Below are 18,902 nucleotides of genomic sequence, written 5' to 3'. Positions count from 1 at the left end.
TCCCAAACTGCCGGCATTTGGGGACGTTCCTTTTCTGCCGGCAGTTAAGGAACGTCCCTAAGTGCCGGGTTTTGAGGAGGTTGGCATGCTCAATGCGATGATTTGGGCGCTTGCCTGTTTTGGCGTCGTCGCTGCCGATATCGCCCTGAGCGTGGTTTTGTTCTCCGCTCTGGGCGTCGCATCGGTGTTCATGGGCTTTTCGATTGACGGCCTCGATATTCAATTGCTTCAGGCTGTCGCGCAGACGGCATCGTTTTTAATGGCGCTGCTGTGGTGGCGTTATCTGTGGCCGCGTTCGTTTATGGCACGCCGGCAATGCGCGCATCCGCTCGGCGGGGGAGCGCGTGGGGCGTGGAAGCGCATCGCCTGCGTTATCGTGATCGGCCTTGCCCTGCAGGTGGTCGTTGGCTACGTGACCGACGCCGTGCTGTCGCTGTTGCCCGAGGCTGCGGCCGACTACAGCGAGCTTGTCGAGGAAACAGGCATGGGCGACACCAGCTATCTCGCCGTCCTGACTACGGTGCTCGGCGCCCCATTTTGTGAAGAGCTGCTGGTACGCGGCATTATTTTTGAGTTTTCGCTTCGAGCGTTTAATCCGCAGTGCCGCCCACTTTGGAAGCGCCGGCGTCGTGCGGGTGCGCAGGACGGCGCCATGGTGCCCTGGGCGGCCCCGAGCACGTGGGGTATCACCGCGGCGATTGTGCTGCAGGCGGCAATCTTCGGTTTTATGCACATGAATTGGGTGCAAGGTTGCTACGCGGGTGCCGCTGGCCTCATCTTTGGTTGGGTGCTCGTGACGACCGGAAAGCTCCGCTACACGATCCTGCTGCACTTCGCCTTTAATGCCGGGTCGTATCTCATGACGTTGCTCTGGTTTGTGAACACGCCGTTCGACGTGGCAATTACGGTCGCCATCGCCGGCGTCATCCTCGTTGAGGCAATGCGGTCGCTGCGCCGCGCGTGTGGGATGGATGCAGCGAGCGCACCGCTGCCCTAGTTGCGACGCCCGCCGCCGTTGGCGCCCTGTCGCCCCTGGGCCGCGCGATTGCGCCCGGCGGTGTTCTGCGCACGCGACATGCCACCGTGCCCCTTGCTGCCTTTGGGTCCCTTGCCAGCGCCGCCAACGCCACCGTGGGCCTTGCCGCCCTTCTTGCCGGTGCCATGCCCCCCGCCGGCAGATGTCTCGCCCGGGCGCGGCGGCACGGGGCGAATCAGGCAATGCTTGGTGTAGCCAATCAGATCGCGGCGGCCGGCTTTTTCCAGCGCCTCACGCACGAGCTTGTAGTTCTCGGGCTTGCGGTATTGGATGAGCGCACGCTGCATGGCCTTCTCGTGTGGGTCGCGTGCCACGTAGATCGGCTTCATGGTGCGTGGGTCCACGCCGGTGTAGTACATGCAGGTCGACATGGTGGACGGCGTGGGGTAGAAGTCCTGCACCTGCTCGGGCATGTAGCCCATGTCGCGCACGGCCTCGGCAAGGTCCACGGCTTCCTTCATCGTTGAACCGGGGTGGCTCGAGATTAGGTACGGCACCACATACTGCTTGAGTCCGTATTCGCGGTTCAGGCGTTCAAATTTACGGCAGAACGCGTCGTAGACGGCGCGGCTCGGCTTGCCCATCACGGAGAGCACCGCGTCGCTCACGTGCTCGGGCGCTACGCGTAGCTGGCCCGAGACATGGTGTTCCAGCAGCTCGCGCAAAAACTCGTCCGAGGCGTCGGCCATGGTGTAGTCAAAGCGGATGCCGCTGCGCACGAAGACCTTCTTGACGCCTGGCAGCTGGCGCAGGTCGCGCAACAGCTGCGTGTAGCCGCTCTCGTCGACCACCATGTTCTTGCACACGCTCGGCCACAGGCAGCGCTTGTTCTTGCACACGCCGTGCTTGAGCTGTTTGTCGCAGGCAGGACGGCTAAAGTTGGCCGTCGGTCCGCCCACGTCGTTGATGTAGCCCTTAAACTCGGGGTCGCGCGTGAGTAGCTCGGCCTCGCGCATAATCGAATCGTGGCTACGCATCTGCAGCACGCGGCCCTGGTGGAAGGTCAGCGCGCAAAACGAGCACTCACCAAAGCAGCCGCGGTTAGAGCTGATGGAAAACTTGATCTCGGCAAAGGCCGGCACGCCGCCTGCCGCGTCGTAATCGGGATGCCAATCGCGTGCGTAGGGGAGTTCGGCAACCTCGTCCATCTCATCGGTGGTGAGCGTCGCCGACGGCGGGTTCTGCACCACATAGACGCTGTTGGGGTAGGGCTCTACCAGGCGGTGTCCGGTGATGGGATCCATGTTCTGCTGCTGCACATTAAAGCTGCGCGCGTAGTTGAGCTTGTCGGCGGCAAGGTCGTCCCAGCTGGGCAGCAGGTCGTAGTCGTAGACCTCGTCGAGCGAGTTGGTACGGTAGACGGTGCCGTTGATATAGGTGATTTGGTCGACGGGCAGGCCCGCGTCGAGCGCGTCGGCGATCTCGACGATCGCGTGCTCGCCCATGCCGTAGATGAGGATGTCGGCGCCCGAGTCGAGCAGCACCGAGCGCTTGAGCTTATCCTGCCAGTAGTCGTAGTGGGCCAGACGACGCAGGCTCGCCTCGATGCCGCCGATGATGATGGGCGCGTCCTTGAACGTTTGGCGGATGAGGTTGCCGTAGACCGTGACGGCGCGGTTGGGGCGGTGCCCCTCTTTACCGCCAGGGGTGTAGGCATCGGTGTGGCGACGATGCTTGGTCACCGAGTAGTGATTGACCATGGAGTCCATGTTGCCGGCGGAGACCAGAAAGCCCAGGCGCGGCTCGCCGAGCACGGTGATACTGGCGGGATCGGTCCAGTCGGGCTGACAGATAATGCCCACTTTGTAGCCGTGTGCGTCGAGCACGCGGCTGACGATGGCCATGCCAAAGCTGGGATGGTCCACGTAGGCGTCGCCGCAGATGTAGACGAAGTCGCACTGGTCCCAGCCACGCGCATCCATGTCGGCGCGGCTGACGGGGAGGAACTTGTCGCGGCCCGGACGCCAGGGGCGGACGGGTGTCGCCTTGACGGTTGTGGCCTGTGCCTTACCGCCGCGCTTTTGCTGCTGGCCCTGTTTGCCCTGCTGACTGCGCTGGTTGTTCTGAGCGTGCTGAGGCTTTTTTGCCACGATCCCTCCCGGTGTTTGTATGCTGCACGTAATTGTAACCAGTCTTTTTAGGACGGGGCTAAAAAGACTGGTGGAGTACACGAGGTCTCGGGTGTCGGTGCCGCGCCCGCCGTTTGTTTCCAGACTGTGTATCTGCGCGTTGGAGAACCCGTCTCGCGCGTACGCCATGTTGTCAATGGGTTACAGTATGAACGGCGGCTATGTTTCCGCCAACGCACGAGAGAGTCGTCAACAAGGAGGATGCACGACGATGCAGCGTGCCAAACAGATATCGGAATCCATTGAGCTGGGCATCATCTTGGCGCTCGCCGGTGGCTTTATGGATGTGTATTCGTACATTGGGCGCGACCATGTTTTCGCCAACGCGCAGACGGGCAACATCCTGCTGGTGGGCGTGAGCATCTCGGAGGGCAATTGGGCACTTGCGGGGCGTTACTTCTTCCCTGTGGTTTCGTTTGCTGTGGGCATTATGCTTGCCGACCTGGTACACGAGCGTTTTGGCAGCGTGATCCACTGGCGTCAGGTGACGGTGTTCTTTGAAGCCGTCATCTTGCTGGGCGTGAGTTTTATTCCCGGTGGCGATTTCAACCTGCTCGCCAACTGCCTTACTTCGTTTGCCTGCGGTATGCAGGTCGAGAGCTTCCGCAAGATTCATGGACACGGCATCGCCACGACCATGTGTATCGGCAACCTCCGTAATGCCTTGCAAAACGTGGACGACTACATCATTACCCACAAGCGCGGCTTTTTGGAAAACGGCCTGCTGTACTTTGGCGTGATCTTTACCTTTGTGTTTGGCGCCGTGTTGGGCAACTGGTGTATTGAGCGCATGGGCCTGCACGCCATCGTCGTGGCGAGCGTGCTGCTGTTTGTCGCGTTTGCCATCATGTTTATCGACCGCGAGCGCGACTTGCGTTTTCGCTGGAAGGTTGCGGCCGAGGCTTGGAAAGAGGGCTGCCGAAAGTAACCGAATGCGGCAAAGAGACAGCCCCTTTGCCGCATTATTTTTCATCTCTATGTAGTACAGCTTCAGGAGCCAGAAAAAAACTATCTAGCTCCTGAATGTTGTTACGAACTGCTTTTTGCAATTTATTCGAGATGCTCTTCAATCCGAGCCCTCAGAAGGGCAATGGCTGTGGGTATTCCAATTGCGGCGGCTAATTCGGCTTTATCCAAAACCTGTATGTTAAAGCACGATTGTTTATCACATTGAAGGACGTTAACTGAAGATAGCTTCACTTCCCGTTGACTGAATATATCGTAATCTCCAAATAGGAAGTTACCTTTTATTGTGTAATTCGGTATGTTCGTTACGCACTTCATCTCAAGTCTGTTTAGGCCATAATCGAACACCGCAACTTCCTTGTGTTCGATGATGAGCGCAACCCTGGGCATGTTACTAAAACCACCGTCGACGACAGTAAAGAGCTTTTCATTTGCATCGTCATAAACGGTGTATTTAAGACTCAATAGCTGTCCTAGTGGACCCGTGAACCCATGTCTTTTGATGTTGAGGTTGTCTCCCGCTGGGTTGACGAGAGCCAGAGCATGCGGATAAGGGTTACCTTCAATTGAGATTCGATATTCGTTTGTAGCCGTCTTGCTCGATTTAGGACCAGTAGCCTTCACGCGTCATCGCCTCGATTGAATTGGAACCGTCTTCTGCTTCGTGCGGAGAATTACGCTGTATGTTGCAGTACATGCAGCTGCAATAACCGCATGGGCAATTTCTAACAAAATGAATGACACTATTTGCTGCATGCATATTAATTACTATAAAGTATCCTTTTATAAACGTATTGTCAAACATATATTGCTAAAACAGAAACAATTTATAGACTGAGTTGGTCGTATTCTTTGGGCAATTGCTCCTATAATCTAGCCTTCGCTGCAGTCGGGAGGGAAGGACTGGGGCTCCGTTATTATGTTGAAACGCTTTAACACTTTTGACGTTCTCATGCATTTTTTGTTTCAAAAGCGTTAGGATGGGACTCATAGCGTGGGGCGTAATGGGCGCCCCGCACACGATGGGAGGCTATCAATGGCTAATCGTTTCGTTCTCAACACCATTTCTTATCATGGTTCTGGCGCCATCAAGGAGATCCCCGGCGAGCTCCAGCGTCGTGGCTACAAGAAGATCTTCGTCTGCTCCGACCCCGATCTGGTCAAGTTTGGCGTTACCGCCAAGGTAACCGACGAGCTCGACGCCGCCGGTATTGCTTGGAGCCTCTACTCCGAGATTAAGCCCAACCCCACCATCCAGAACGTCAAGGACGGCGTCGAGGCCTTTAAGGCCGCCGAGGCTGACGCTATCGTGACCATCGGTGGTGGCTCCTCCATGGACACCGCCAAGGCTATCGGCATCATCATCAACAACCCCGAGTTCGCCGATGTCCGCAGCCTCGAGGGCGTTGCTCCGACTAAGAACCACGCTGTGTTCACCATCGCCGTGCCGACGACCGCCGGTACCGCTGCCGAGGTGACCATCAACTACGTTATCACCGACCCCGAGAAGGTCCGCAAGTTCGTGTGCGTCGATACCAACGACGCCCCCGAGGTCGCCGTCGTCGACCCCGACATGATGGCTTCCATGCCCGCCGGCCTGACCGCTTCCACCGGCATGGACGCTCTGACCCACGCTATCGAGGGCTACACCACCAAGGGCGCTTGGGAGCTCTCCGACATGTTCCACTTTGAGGCTATTAAGCTGATCAGCGAGAACCTGCGCGACTCCGTTGCCGAGGCCAAGTCCGGTCAGCCCGGCTCCGGCCGCGAGGGCATGGCTCTTGGCCAGTATGTCGCCGGCATGGGCTTCTCCAATGTCGGCCTGGGCATCGACCACGCCATGGCTCACACCCTGTCCGCTCACTACGATACCCCGCACGGCGTCGCTTGCGCCATGCTGCTGCCGATCGCTATGGAGTTCAACAAGCCGGTTTGCGCCGAGCGCCTGGCCAAGGTTGCCGTTGCCATGGGTGTTGACACCACGGGCATGAGCACCGACGAGGCTGCCGACGCCGCCATCGCCGCCGTCAAGCAGCTCTCCGCCGACGTGAACATCCCGCATGTCTGCGAGGCCATGAAGGCCGACGAGATCGAGGTCCTGGCCAAGGACGCCATGGCTGACGCCTGCTTCCCGGGCAACCCGCGCGAGGCGACGCTCGACGACGTCATCGAGCTCTTCAAGAAGATCTGCCCGGCTGCTTAACCTGGTTCGGCGGGCCCCGCCCGTTAGCCCCAGAATCGTCCTCGGACATGTCGGAGGCCCCGCTGCGCACTACGTGCGGCGGGGCCTCCTTCTGTCCTGCGGAAAGATTCTGGGGCTAACGGGCGGGGCCCGCCGGCTCGTTGTCGTGGCGGGCGCTGTTCGGAAGAGCTCGATGGGTCATCTCGCTGGGTAAATATTTGTGCGTGATGGTATCGTTGTTGGGGCTTTTACTGATTACGGGATGTTGACTTTGGAGTTGTGGATGGTGTCCCAAATGGATTCTACGCTTGGTTTTATTACTGACCAGCTTAAGACGCTGACTTCTATTGCCTCGCCTACGGGCTATACCCGTGCGGCTACTGACTATCTAATGGAAACGTTGCGCGATATGGGCTTTGGCCCCGAGCGCTCCAATAAGGGCAACGTGTTGGTTGAGCTTGGTGGTGAGGGCGAGCCGCTTGTCCTGGCGAGCCATGTCGATACCCTGGGCGCTATGGTGCGCTCCATCAAGGACAATGGTCGCCTGCGTCCCACGACGCTCGGCGGGCATCAGTGGTCTACGGCCGATGGCGAGAACTGCACCGTTTATACGCGCGATGGCAATAACTACACGGGTGTGGTCCTCAATACCGAGCCTTCGGCGCATGTGGCCGATGAGCCGGTCAAAACCATCGAGAAGAACATGGAGATCTTGCTCGACGAGAATGTCGACAGTAAGGACGACGTGCTTGAGCTGGGTATTCAGACGGGCGATATCATCGCTATGGATCCGCGTACCACGGTGACGGAGAGCGGCTACATTAAGAGTCGCTTCCTGGATGACAAACTGTCGGCGTCGATTCTACTGGGTCTGGCCCGCGCCGTTGCTGACGGCGAGGTGACCCTTTCGCGCAAGGTTTCGCTGCTCTTTACGGTGTACGAGGAGGTCGGCCACGGCGGTGCCTTTGTGCCGGCTGACACGCGCGAGATGATCAGCGTGGACATGGGCTGCGTGGGTGACGACCTGGGCTGCACCGAGCGCATGGTTTCGATTTGCGCTAAGGATTCGGGTGGCCCCTACAACTACGACCTGGTAACCACGCTGTCCAACATCGCGCGCGAGCTCGAGCTCGATTACGCCATCGACGTGTACCCGCATTACGGCTCGGACGTCGAGGCCACGCTCTCGGCCGGCTACGACATTCGCCATGGTCTGATCGGCCCCGGCGTGTACGCGAGCCACAACTACGAGCGCAGCCACATCGACGGCGTGCGCAATACCTACGAGCTGGTTCGTGCCTGCGTTCAGCGCTAGACGCATCGACAATGCTCATCGAGCCTGCCGCCCCGGTTGTTGCAGCGATGCCAGCCGGGGCGTCCTCTATAACTTGCGGTGGCGGGGAGCTGTTATTTGATGGCTGACGTAACGGTGCCGCCGCCCAGGACGATGTCGCCGCGGTAGACGACGACTGCCTGGCCGGGGGCGATGGCTCGCTGTGGCTCGTCAAAAGTTAGCAGCATTTGCCCGTCTTCGCCACGTGTAAGGGTTGCTGCCTGGTCCTTTTGACGGTAGCGGTACTTGGCGCCCACGCGGATGCCGCCGGCATCCAGCTCGGCCTCCATGCGGTCGGCAGGGGCGCTCCAGATCCAGTCGTTGGCCGTGAGCGCCGTGGCCGTCAGGTCCTCTGCCTCGCCCAGATGTACGGTGTTGTTGACGGCGTCGACACCCGTTACGTACACGGGATGCGCCATCGCGACGCCCAGGCCCTTGCGCTGGCCGATGGTGTAGCGCAGCGCGCCGTTGTGGCGCCCGACCACGCTGCCGTCGCGCCACACAATGTCGCCCGGTGCAGCGGGATGTTCGCAACGGCGCTCGATATAGCCCGCGTAGTCACCGTCTGGAATAAAGCAGATGTCCTCGCTTTCGGCCTTCTGGGCGTTGGTAAAGCCCTGCTCGGCGGCTATGCGGCGCACGTCGCGCTCTTTGTCTAGGCCTGCCAGCGGAAAGATCGTGTGCGCCAGGCGCTCCTGCGTGAGCGAATACAAAAAGTAACTCTGGTCCTTTTTGGGGTCCTCGCCGCGATGCAGCTGCCAGGTGCCGTCGGGCGCCTGGCTCGTTTTGGCATAGTGGCCTGTGGCGATGTAGTCGCAGCCCATATCCAGCGCCGCATCCAGCAACGCGCCAAACTTAATATGGCGGTTGCAGATGATGCACGGATTGGGCGTCAGCCCCTCCTGGTAGGCGTTCATAAAACGCTCGACAACGTTGCGGTCGAAGGTTTGCTGCAAGTCGAGCACGTGATGGGGTATCCCCAGGCGCTCGGCGACGGCCTTTGCATCGGCGATGTCGCGGTCGACCTTACTCATGCCCGTGGTGGGATCGGGCGCGGGGCAGGTGAGGCGCATGGTGGCACCGACACATTCGTAACCCTGACTTTTGAGCAGATACGCGGTCACGCTGGAATCGACGCCGCCGCTCATGGCGACGAGCACGCGCTTGTTGTGCATGGGGAGGTTCTCCTTGGTGGCATGTGGCCAAAAAAGAAAAGCGGCGCGGGAGGCTGGTTCCGCGCCGCAGACATTGTAGCAAGTTCGGGCGTCCTGTGGGACACCCTGTTGGGATGAGCTCAGGCTGCCAGAAGAGAGGGGAGACCGGCGTGCCTTGGACTCGTTCTAAGAACGAGAGCTCTAGTCCTGGAAGAGTGCCGTGGACAGGTAGCGCTCGCCGGTGTCGGCGAGCAGCGCCACGATGGTCTTGCCCTCGTTCTCGGGGCGCTTGGCCAGCTGCAGTGCGGCCCACACGGCGGCGCCGGACGAAATGCCCACGAGCACGCCCTCCTTGTGGCCCACGGCGCGGCCGGTGGCAAAGGCGTCGTCGTTCTCGACGGGGATGATCTCGTCGTAGACCTGGGTGTCGAGGACGTCGGGCACAAAGCCGGCACCGATACCCTGGATCTTGTGCGGGCCGGCCTGGCCCTTAGAGAGCACCGGGGAGGTGGCGGGCTCGACGGCGACGACCTGAATCTCGGGGTTTTGCTCCTTGAGGAACTCGCCCACGCCGGTCACGGTGCCGCCGGTGCCGACGCCGGCGACGAAGATGTCGACCTTGCCGTCGGTGTCGTCCCAGATCTCGGGGCCGGTCGTGGCCTTGTGAATGGCCGGGTTCGCGGGGTTCACAAACTGGCCGGCGATGATGCTGTTGGGGGTCTCCTTCTGCAACTCTTCGGCCTTGGCGATAGCGCCCTTCATGCCTTTGGAGCCGTCGGTGAGCACGAGCTGCGCACCGTATGCCTGCATCAGCTTGCGGCGCTCGACGGACATGGTCTCGGGCATGGTGATGATCACCTTGTAGCCGCGGGCGGCCGCCACCGAGGCGATGCCGACGCCGGTGTTGCCGCTCGTGGGCTCGATGATGGTGTAGTCGCCGCCACGCACGAGCTTGCCTGCCTTCTCGGCCTCGTCAATCATGTTCTTGGCGACGCGGTCTTTAACGGATCCGGCGGGGTTGAAGTATTCCAGCTTGACGAGCACGCGGGCCTTGAGGTCCTCATCGGCCTCAAAGTGGGTGAGCTCCAGAAGCGGAGTGTGGCCGATAAGCTGATCAATGGATGTGTACACATTGCTCATGGTGAACCTCCAAAGTGTTCAAATGACTGGATACCGTGTGGTTTTACGGTGTGTGTAGCAACGAAACCCACAAACCTTATGGGTTGTTCGTTTTGCTGTTGGCAAGCATAGTAGGCACTAAAGCCTAGTAATGCAATAGGAAATAGAAGATTATTACGAGTCGATTAACCATCTTGACGGGAATAGGTATTTTCAAAACCAATTTTTCGGCTAGAATTTCTACGAATTAAAAGACCGAAAGGCAGCAATATATATGTTGGTTTCCACAAAGGGCAGATATGCCCTGCGCGTTATGGTCGACTTGGCCGAGCATCAGGCGGCAGGCCGCATTCCCCTCAAAGAGATCGCCGCGCGTCAGGGGATTTCGGAGAAATATTTGGAGAACATTTTGGCTACGCTCGTGCGCGCCAATATGCTCTCGGGCATGCGCGGCAAGGGCGGCGGCTACGTGCTCACGCGCCCGCCCGAGCAGTACACGGTGGGCGAGATCCTGCGCCTGACCGAGGGTAGCCTAGCACCGGTCGCATGCCTGGACGGCGACTGCAAAGGTTGCTCGCGATCTGATGAGTGTCCTACACTCGATGTTTGGAAGAACCTGGACAAGCTCATCAACGACTACCTCGACGGCGTGACACTCGATACGCTCGTTGCCCCCAACGAGGGCTACGACTACGTCATCTAGCCCCACCTGCTATTGGGGGACGGGGCAGAAATGGTAGATTTTCTTGTCCTCTGAGGCTTGGCAAATGACAAGGCCGCCCATCGTTGCGATGGACGGCCTTCGTTTTGGCGTGTTGTGGCGGCCCGTATCCGGTCGCTTTAGTTCCTGGCGATGCTGTCGAGAATGCTGCGCATGATGGATACCAGGATGCTGCCCATAAACGCCGATCCAAAGCTGGCGATGGAGATACCCGCGCCCAGCAGATTGACCGACAGGTAGCTGGCCAGCTCGAGCATAAAGCTGTTGACCACAAGCTGAAAAATACCAAGCGTGATAATAGTGAGTGGCAGCGAGATGACCGTCAGGAACGGCTTAACGAGCGAGTCGACGATGTTGAGGAACAGTCCCACGAAGGCAAAGCAGACCCAGGCGTCGGCCATGCCGAAGGGCTGAATGCCGGGGACGAGAAACGTTGCGATCGCGATGGCGATTGAGGTCAAAAGCCAGTTGAGCATAAAGCGCATGGTGTGAATCCTTTCTTGCGCATGGCGTGGTGAGGGAGCGTGAGAGGCACATGCCTTTGCAACTCGGACAGATGCTCGGGCACGGCTCTGTTTGGGCGCCCATTGTCTCAGATATTCGTGGAGCTTGCGTGCGCATTCGGTTTCAAAACGGCGTTCGTCCTAGAAAACGCGCCGCTGGCAGAGAGTTTTGTCGCTTTAGTTTGGTGGTGTGCTAAACTGCTACGGGCAAAAGCCACAGGCGTTGCCCTATTGCATAGAACGGGCGAACGATGCCCGATGTCAGTATCAACTTCGATGCCTTTTGGCGGGTTTGGCGGTGATCGATGAATATCGAGAACATGTTTGACAAGCCTGATGTCAAGCAGCTGGTCCACGCATTTAGCCTTTTGGACGACGAGAAAGATATCCAAGCGTTTTTGACCGATATCTGCACGCCGCGCGAGATTTGCGATCTATCGCAGCGTCTGCAGGTCGCGCGTTATCTGGACGAGGGCGAGCCCTATGTTGAGGTTCAGGCGCGTACCGGCGCTTCGTCCACCACGGTGAGCCGTGTGTCCAAGGCGCTCAACGGCGAGTACGGTGGCTACCGCAAAATCCTCATTAAGCTGGAGGATGGCGAGTAGGCCGCGCCAAAAACGAATTGTGCAAAACCGCTCCTCCGGGGGCGGTTTTTTGATCCCTTAAGGACGGAGGAAAACGGATCACCGGGTTAGACTGACCCCTTCGGTGATCCGTTTTCCTCCGTCCCCAAGGGATCAAATCTGTTGGCGTGGGGCAAATCTGTCCGCGTGGGCGGGTAGGATGGATACATTGATTATTGCGAACAGTTTGAGCGGAGGACCATGCCTGTTCGAATCTATACCACCAATGCCGGCACGGATTTGAGCGATGCCGAGTCGGCGTTGCTTGCCGACCTTATTGCCCGCCATGGACGTGCCGTGCTTCTGGCGTCAACGTTTGCCGAGCTCGACCTGTGTCGCCATGATGCGGCGGAAGCCGGGATTTCGCTGGGTATTGACTACAAAACGCCTACATCGTGGCTTCGCTCGCTTTGGGAGCTTTTGGGCGACGGGCGCGGTTTCGTCGACAACCTGCAGCGTCAGATGCTGTTCTCGGACATGGTCACGCGTCTCGACGATGCCGACCTGCAGCCGCTTTCGCGCAGCCAGGGCACAGTGCGCATGCTTGCGCGCATGGCCCGCGACGTGTTGCCGGGCGTTGCGGGGACGACGGCCGAGCGATGCCGTGGCAACAATTGCCAGCCTGAGCCAAAAAGCGATGCCGAGGCTCGTGTGTTCGAGCTTTTGCGTGCCTACGCGGGTGGTTTGGACCGTCGAGATATGGTCGAGCCCTGCGAGGCGGCTGACATTATGGCCGATGCCCTGGCCGATAACCTGCCGGCGTGCACCCGCGCCGTATGCGTGCGCGGTATCACGTCGATTACGCACGGCCTGCTCGAGCTGCTGTCTGCCGTGGCGAACAATGGGGGGGAGGTCGTCGTACTGCTTGCCTGCGAGCAGGCGGCGATGCGCGAGGAGCTTGCCGCGGCATTTGATGCCCGCGGTGTGCTGTTCGAGGCCGCGCCGCTGAGGGAGGACGCCGTCGCGTCTGATGCCGCTTGCGGGACCGCCGCTCAGCCTGCCTTTATTGAGGTCGCCGGCCCCCATGCCCGTGCCCATGCTTATGCGGACGCCATCGATACGTTGGTGAAAACGCACAAGGAGTCCAAGGACGATAAAGCTACTGCAACGCCCGCTGACCCCGTGCGCGTGCTCGTTGTTTCTGCCCGGGCACCCCAGCTGTTCGGTGAGCTCGCCTCTCGTCTGGCGGCCCGTCATATCGCTGCCGAGACAGTTGAGTTCACGGCGTTTTCTCAATCCATTGCGGGCAGGCAGTTCACGGCGCTCGCCAACCTGATCGAGCGTATGAAGGCCGCCGACGAAGGGGCAGCTTCTAAGACTGAGTGGTGGCCCGCGCCGGAGCTTACCGACTGGATTTACAGTCCGCTTTCGGGCGCTGATGCCGTCAATGCCCGTACCTTCGATAAGAATATGCGTCTCTCGCGCAGCAAGACTACCGCGGGCGTTAAGAGCCTGCTGCAGAGCGTCCAAGGCCAGGTGAGGGGCGCGCGCAAGGCGGCGAGCGACGAGAACTGGTTTAAGAACGTGCCGTGCGTGGTCTCGGACGTGTTCCAGGCGCTGTGGCGTGACAAGCCCGTGACGGCGCTCAAGGCCATGCTTGCCGTTGCCGAGGCACTGCCCGATCGCGCGCTTGGTGGTCTCGACGGCCAGGCCCGTCGCCAGGCGGAGGTGGCCCTGCTGCGCCACGCGATCGACATCCTTATGAACGATGCTCGCGCGCTCGACGTGTCGCAGGCCGCGACCGTGCCCGTGCTCGATGGCATTCGCACCAAGGTGGACAAGCGTAGCACCGCCTACGATTACGAGACCTACGAGGTTGACCGTGCGCCACGTGCCCAGGTTCGCTTTACTTCGCTTGCCGATGCGGCGGCCCTGCGCCCCGATAGCTACGATGCCGTGCTGTTTGCCGACGTCGACCTGGACAGTTATCCGCTCTCACATGAGGAGGGCCCGCTGGCAACGCTGACGGCGAGCCTCGGTCGCGAGGGCGTGACGCTTGAGCCTGCGGCCTTGCTGCGCGCACGCTTTGGCCGCGCGATACAAGCGTCGCGTGGTCCGGTTACGCTCGCCCGTGTGACCCACGATCGTCAGGCGCGCGAGTGCTATCCGGCGGCCGTGTGGACCGAGTTGCGGGCGCATGCCGAGGCCGCTAACGATGCTAAGGCCGCTGACGCCGACAAGGCCGCTGACGCCGACAAGGCCGCTGACGACGCTAAGGCCGTTGGCGCCGACAAGGCGAAGTGTGTGGGTGAGGGCGATATCGTAAGGGACTTCGATCCCGCGGCAGGCGAAGGTCTTAGGCGCGAGCGCGTGACCTGCGAAGCTCCTCAGCACCTGAGCGATGAAGCCATTCCGTATTTGGTCCTGCGTCGTCGCGATGGCGAGGGCGAGGATGCGCCGCTGGTGCCGCGCCTGACGTCTGCCTCGCAGATCGAGGCCTATTCGACCTGCCCGCTATGCTGGTTCGTCTCGTACCGCGTGAAGCCCCAGTCGATCGACGCTGGCTTTGGCAATATGGAGAAGGGCAACTTTGTCCACGACGTGCTGGAACACTTGCATGCCCGTCTGCCCCAGGAGGGCATGGAGCGCGTGACACCCATGAATCTGCCACGCGCGAAGGAGCTGCTGCGCGAGGTCTTTGACGAGACCTTGGCCGAGCATGCGGGCAAGCGCGGTACCGAGGGCCCGCTCGTGCCGCTCTCCCCGGTGGAGGAGCGCCAGGTGGCCGAGATTTTGCCGCAGCTGGAGGGCGTTCTTGCCTACGAGTCCGAGGCGCTCGCGCCCTTCGCGCCGCGCTACCTGGAGTTTGCGTTCAACGAGCTCCAGGTCGAGTATGCCGGCTGGCCGCTCGGCGGGCGCATCGACCGCGTGGATGTGGATGCCGAGAATCGCGCCGTGGTAATCGACTACAAGCATCGCACGGGCGTTGAGGAGTTTAAACTCGCCGACCCCACGGTGCGCGACGAGGAATCGGGCGAGGCCGCCATCGACGACCCGCGGTGGCTGCCGCCCCATACCCAGACGCTTATCTATGCGCAGGCCATGCGCCGGGCGCTGGATCTGGATGCCCGTGCGGCGCTCTATTTTTCGACCAAGGGCGGCAAACCGGCGCTGCGCGGCGCCGCGAGTGCCGAGCTGCTCGAGGAAGAGCGCGGCGACGGCCGCATCCCGGGGCTTAAGAAGGGCTTTCCCGGCGAGGGTGGCAGCATGGACTTCGACGCCCTGCTCGATCGCGTGGAGGCCGGCATCGCCGAGCGCCTGCACGAACTCGAGGCAGGCGACGTTGCCGCCGTCGACCCGACGTCGGCTCAGGCCGCGCATGCGCGCTGCTCGTATAACCACGAAGGAACGTTTGTAAGAAGGGACGTGTAGACCATGGATCTTTCGACTTTGATGCCGCAACAGCTGCAGATCGTCAAAACGCTCGACCGTCCGCTGTTTGTCTCGGCGGGTGCCGGTTCGGGCAAGACCTTTACCCTCACGCGCCGCATCGTCTACGCGCTCTCGCCCGAATCCGGTCCGTTCGTTGAGCATCTGGACCAGGTGCTCGCCATTACCTTTACCAAAGACGCCGCGGCCGAGATCCGTGACCGTGTGCGCCGCACGCTCATCGACGAGGGCATGGACGAGGAAGCCCTGACCGTCGACGATGCGTGGATCTCGACCATTCACGGCATGTGCTCGCGTATCCTGCGCGCACATGCGTTGGAGCTGGGCATCGATCCCGAGTTCACGGTGCTCACCGATACCGACGAGCTTATGGACCAGGCTGTTGAGCATGTGCTGGCCCGCGCGACGGCGCCCGATGCCGCCCCCGAGCTCGCCGCTTCGCTTAAGGCCCTCTACGCTTGGTATCCCATGGCGGGCGAGGGTGGGCCGTTTGGCGCCGGTACCACCATTAAAGGGCTGGTGCGTGAGCTGCTGGAGCTCTCGAGCCAGCTGCCGGGCGGTATGGACGACGTGTGCGTGGCGCGCGGCCAGGCCGATACCTCGGCACTCGCCGATGCCTATCGTGCGGCGCTGGGCGCAAGCAAGGCCGCGACCGAGAAAGCGCAGGTGGCACTCGATGCCATCGACGCGTTTGAGGCGAGCGGCAAAACCATGGAGGATGCGGCGCGACTCATGATGTCGTGCAGCATGCCTCGGGCGAGCAAGGCGTTTTCTAAGGAGCAGGTGGAGCTACTCAAGGCCGAGGCTGCCGATGCGTTTATCAATATCGTGCTGGCCTGCGGTGGTCCCGCGCTCGATGCGCTGGCGGGGCTTGCTCGTGCTGTGGAGGCGGAATACCGCGCGCTCAAGGCTGACCAGTCCGCGCTTGATAACAACGACCTGCTGCGCATGGCGTACGAGGCGCTGCGCGATTATCCCGCCATCCGAGCGGCCTATGAGGGTCGCTTTAAGATGGTCATGATCGATGAGTTCCAGGATACCGACCAGATGCAGGTCGATTTGATCCGTCACCTGACGGGCGCGGGGGAGCGCGCACTGTGCACCGTAGGCGATGCGCAGCAGTCGATCTACCGCTTCCGTGGTGCCGAGGTCGAGGTATTCCGTCGCCAGGAGCGCAAGGTGGGTTCGACGACGGCGTCCGAGACGGTCGCCACGTCCGATGCCCCCGCCGGCGAGCTCGTCAAGCTTGTACGCAACTTCCGCAGCCACGACGAGGTGCTGCGCTATGTGGCGCGCGTCTTTGACGGCGACACCGGTGGTTTGATGCAGGGGTTCTTGGATCTTGAACCGAGCGACGAACGCGAGGACAAGCTCAAGGCGAAGGCATCGCGCCGCCAGGCGATTTTCGTTGCCGGTGGCAGTACGCAGGAGCGAACGCAGGCGAAAGCTCGTGCGATTGCGGAGCGATTCCAAGCACTCGTTAAAGCGGGCCAGCCCCAGGGCAGCATGGTCCTGCTGCTGGGCCGCATGACCAACGCCGATGTCTATGCGCAGGCCTTCCGCGACCAGGGGCTCGACTGCGTGATCGCAGGCGGCTCGGTCTTTGCCCAGGCAGCCGAGGTGCAGACGGTGCGTGCCCTGGTGTGCGCGCTTGCTAACCCGGCCGATACGGCGCAGGGTCTTATGCCGCTGCTGGCCTCGCCGATGTTTGCGCTCGGCGCTCAGGAGTTCCTGGCGCTGGCGACCAAGCTGGACGACCAGACGGGGGAAACCTCGCGCCGCAACATCGACGTGGGCATCATGAGCGATTCCGATGTGCCGGGTTTGCAAGACTTGCCGCTCGTGACGCGCGCCCGCGAGGTGCTGCGGTATGCGCTCCGTCGCGTGGGCCGCGATTCGTTCGCCGCCATCGCGCGCGACGTGGTCAACGCCTCCGGCTGGTTTGTACGTCTGGCACAGCGTGGTCCCGAGGGCAAGGCCATTGCCGCCAACGTGCTCAAGGCGCTCGACGCCGTGGCCGAGGCAGAGGCCGAGCTCGGCAACTCGCCGCGCTCCATTGCGCTCGCCTTCGACCGCTTCTTGGCGGGCAAGGAGGCCCCGGGCGCGCTCAACGAGGAGGGCGACGGCGCGGTACGCATCATGACGGTGCATGCGTCCAAGGGTCTGGAGTATCCGGTCGTAGCGGTTGCCGAGTGTTTTGGCGTGCGTAAGTCCTCGGGTGCGGCACAGATGGGTCGCGTCGAGGGCGGAGCGCAGATCGTGGCGCTGCCGGCACGCTTCGACGGCGTTAAGCTCGCCGACGGAACCTTTGTGAAGGGCGACGACGTCAAAAAGCAGTTTGAGCATGCGTTTAAGGGCAAGGGCACGTCGTTGTGGCTGCCGCCAGAGCTCATGGAGGACGTCTGTGCGACGGGCTCTCCCGCCGAGGCATTTGCCCGCCTGCGCGACGACGACCTGCAGCTTTCGCTCGAGGAGCGGGCCCGCTTGCTCTATGTTGCCATGACGCGTGCGCGAGAGCTGGTGATCTTGGCGATGGATGCCGGCGTGAGCCGCGGCAAGCTGTGCGCGCCGACCTTCGACGTCGAGACCGATCTGACCTATGACGTGCTGCGTCGTATTCTGCCTACCGACGCTCTGGACATGCCGCAGCTCGATGCCGACCGCCTGGTGTTCGACAACTCCCAGCCGGGCGACTACGAGCTCATTTCGCTCGCGGACTTTTCCTTTGGCGAGCAGGCGTTTGAGGCCAACGCTTCACTGGATGCCGAGGGCAGGCTTGTTCGCGGCGATGTCGATACAGATACTGCCGACGATTCGGCCAGTACAATCGTCCCCGGTCCTGCCGACCCCGAACCCGATGCGTTCGAGCTCGTGCATCCCCAAGCGGTGGGCGTACGCATGGGCATCTGCCCGTATCCGGTGCGCGATTCGTACAGCTACTCGTCAATTGCCGCGGCGCTGCATGCCGAGTCCGAGGACCGTGCCACCGAGGCGCATGTGCCCATGGACGAGGCTGGCGATGATGCGGAGTCTGATGGTTCCGAGATGGCGGATGCAGACGTGGCCGCTGTCGAGCCCGCCGGCAATCCCATGGCGCTGGGCTCGGCCTTCCACGCCGCCTGCCAGTGGCTGATCGAGATGGGTGCCGATGCGCTGCCCGCCGAGCGTGCCGACGCCCTGGCTCGCCTGTGGCGCCTGACGCCGGAACAGCGCGAACGCTTCGACGTTGCCCTGGATCGCTGGCTCAAGTCGGCGGTCCGTGCCGAGCTGCTTGCCTGGCCGTGCGTTCGCGCCGAGGTGCCGTTCTTTTCGCTGGGCTGCGAGGACGAGGACATCGCTCGCTACGGTGCATATGCCGAGGGCGCCATCGATGCTTTGGCGACGAACCCGGCGGATTCGTCACGCGCGCTGGTCATCGACTACAAGACGGGCGGCACACCGGACGAGACGCCGGAACAGCTGCAGGAGAAGCACGCCCTGCAGGCGCGCGTTTACGCTGATGTTCTGCACAAGGCGGGCTTTGAGGCCGTGACCGTCAAGTTCGTCCGCGTGGAGCAAGTCGACCCCGCCAACCCGTGCGAGCCTCAGGTGGTCACCTACAGCCTCTAGCCCTCAATAACTTGCGGTGGAATACGGACTGTTTTGGCCAAAAAAGCCGCCAAACAGTCCGCATTTCACCGCAACTGCGTGAGGAGCCGTGTGGGTTTGGCTAGGTTCGGGTGCCGTCCGCGCCGTGCGGTAAAATC

The 18,902-nt window shown here is 61.3% G+C and carries 13 protein-coding genes; 8 read left to right on the top strand and 5 right to left on the bottom strand.

Annotation, left to right across the window (positions count from 1 at the left end; all coding sequences use genetic code 11):
- The first annotated feature begins 85 nt into the window (after positions 1-85).
- The gene (locus DW925_RS02130; RefSeq protein WP_147329348.1) at positions 86-997 is read left to right on the top strand and encodes a CPBP family intramembrane glutamic endopeptidase; all 912 of its coding nucleotides are present in this window, start codon (positions 86-88) and stop codon (positions 995-997) included.
- Here the strand turns inward: DW925_RS02130 and DW925_RS02125 are convergent.
- Positions 994-3,126, bottom strand: a complete 2,133-nt coding sequence (locus DW925_RS02125) for a YgiQ family radical SAM protein (RefSeq protein WP_233503843.1) — start codon at positions 3,124-3,126, stop codon at positions 994-996. The two genes, DW925_RS02130 and DW925_RS02125, sit on opposite strands and share 4 nt — an antisense overlap.
- A gap of 250 nt (positions 3,127-3,376) precedes the next feature.
- On the opposite strand from DW925_RS02125, the gene DW925_RS02120 reads away from it, so the two are divergent.
- The gene (locus DW925_RS02120) at positions 3,377-4,093 is read left to right on the top strand and encodes a YoaK family protein (RefSeq protein ID WP_089572184.1); all 717 of its coding nucleotides are present in this window, start codon (positions 3,377-3,379) and stop codon (positions 4,091-4,093) included.
- 122 nt (positions 4,094-4,215) lie between these two features.
- On the opposite strand, the gene DW925_RS02115 is transcribed toward DW925_RS02120, so the two are convergent.
- A complete protein-coding gene (locus DW925_RS02115; RefSeq protein ID WP_147329349.1) occupies positions 4,216-4,755 on the bottom strand; it encodes a hypothetical protein in 540 nt (179 codons plus the stop codon).
- Positions 4,756-5,167: 412 nt separating this feature from the next.
- Here DW925_RS02115 and fucO point away from each other — a divergent pair, with 412 nt between their 5' ends.
- Together fucO and DW925_RS02105 are read left to right on the top strand one after the other, a co-directional pair.
- The gene (fucO, locus tag DW925_RS02110) at positions 5,168-6,334 is read left to right on the top strand and encodes a lactaldehyde reductase (RefSeq protein WP_022094861.1); all 1,167 of its coding nucleotides are present in this window, start codon (positions 5,168-5,170) and stop codon (positions 6,332-6,334) included.
- A 274-nt stretch (positions 6,335-6,608) separates the two neighbouring features.
- Positions 6,609-7,628, top strand: coding sequence for a M42 family metallopeptidase (locus tag DW925_RS02105; protein ID WP_117790274.1), 1,020 nt, complete (start codon positions 6,609-6,611; stop codon positions 7,626-7,628).
- A 92-nt stretch (positions 7,629-7,720) separates the two neighbouring features.
- Here DW925_RS02105 and mnmA read toward each other — a convergent pair whose 3' ends face one another.
- Both mnmA and cysK read right to left on the bottom strand, forming a co-directional pair.
- Positions 7,721-8,944, bottom strand: coding sequence for a tRNA 2-thiouridine(34) synthase MnmA (gene mnmA / locus DW925_RS02100; RefSeq protein ID WP_255413309.1), 1,224 nt, complete (start codon positions 8,942-8,944; stop codon positions 7,721-7,723).
- Positions 8,945-9,001: 57 nt separating this feature from the next.
- The gene (gene cysK, locus DW925_RS02095) at positions 9,002-9,940 is read right to left on the bottom strand and encodes a cysteine synthase A (protein WP_055250951.1); all 939 of its coding nucleotides are present in this window, start codon (positions 9,938-9,940) and stop codon (positions 9,002-9,004) included.
- 253 nt (positions 9,941-10,193) lie between these two features.
- On the opposite strand from cysK, the gene DW925_RS02090 reads away from it, so the two are divergent.
- The gene (locus DW925_RS02090; protein WP_117583966.1) at positions 10,194-10,622 is read left to right on the top strand and encodes an Rrf2 family transcriptional regulator; all 429 of its coding nucleotides are present in this window, start codon (positions 10,194-10,196) and stop codon (positions 10,620-10,622) included.
- 137 nt (positions 10,623-10,759) lie between these two features.
- Here DW925_RS02090 and DW925_RS02085 read toward each other — a convergent pair whose 3' ends face one another.
- Positions 10,760-11,125 (bottom strand): phage holin family protein, encoded by a 366-nt coding sequence (locus DW925_RS02085; RefSeq protein WP_117583967.1) that lies wholly within the window; start codon positions 11,123-11,125, stop codon positions 10,760-10,762.
- Between the two features lie 323 nt (positions 11,126-11,448).
- Here DW925_RS02085 and DW925_RS02080 point away from each other — a divergent pair, with 323 nt between their 5' ends.
- The 3 genes from DW925_RS02080 (at position 11,449) to DW925_RS02070 (ending at position 18,765) form a co-directional block, all read left to right on the top strand.
- On the top strand, positions 11,449-11,748 hold the full coding sequence (locus tag DW925_RS02080; protein WP_022094855.1) for a YerC/YecD family TrpR-related protein: 300 nt from the start codon (positions 11,449-11,451) through the stop codon (positions 11,746-11,748).
- Positions 11,749-11,967: 219 nt separating this feature from the next.
- On the top strand, positions 11,968-15,138 hold the full coding sequence (locus DW925_RS02075) for a PD-(D/E)XK nuclease family protein (protein WP_117583968.1): 3,171 nt from the start codon (positions 11,968-11,970) through the stop codon (positions 15,136-15,138).
- 3 nt (positions 15,139-15,141) lie between these two features.
- Positions 15,142-18,765: a UvrD-helicase domain-containing protein gene (locus tag DW925_RS02070; protein WP_117583969.1), complete on the top strand. Its 3,624-nt coding sequence runs from the start codon at positions 15,142-15,144 to the stop codon at positions 18,763-18,765.
- Positions 18,766-18,902: the final 137 nt, after the last annotated feature.

It is taken from the genome of Collinsella sp. AM43-1 (assembly GCF_003467925.1).
Classification (GTDB): Bacteria; Actinomycetota; Coriobacteriia; order Coriobacteriales; family Coriobacteriaceae; genus Collinsella.
This window is presented reverse-complemented; position numbering and strand designations above follow the sequence as displayed.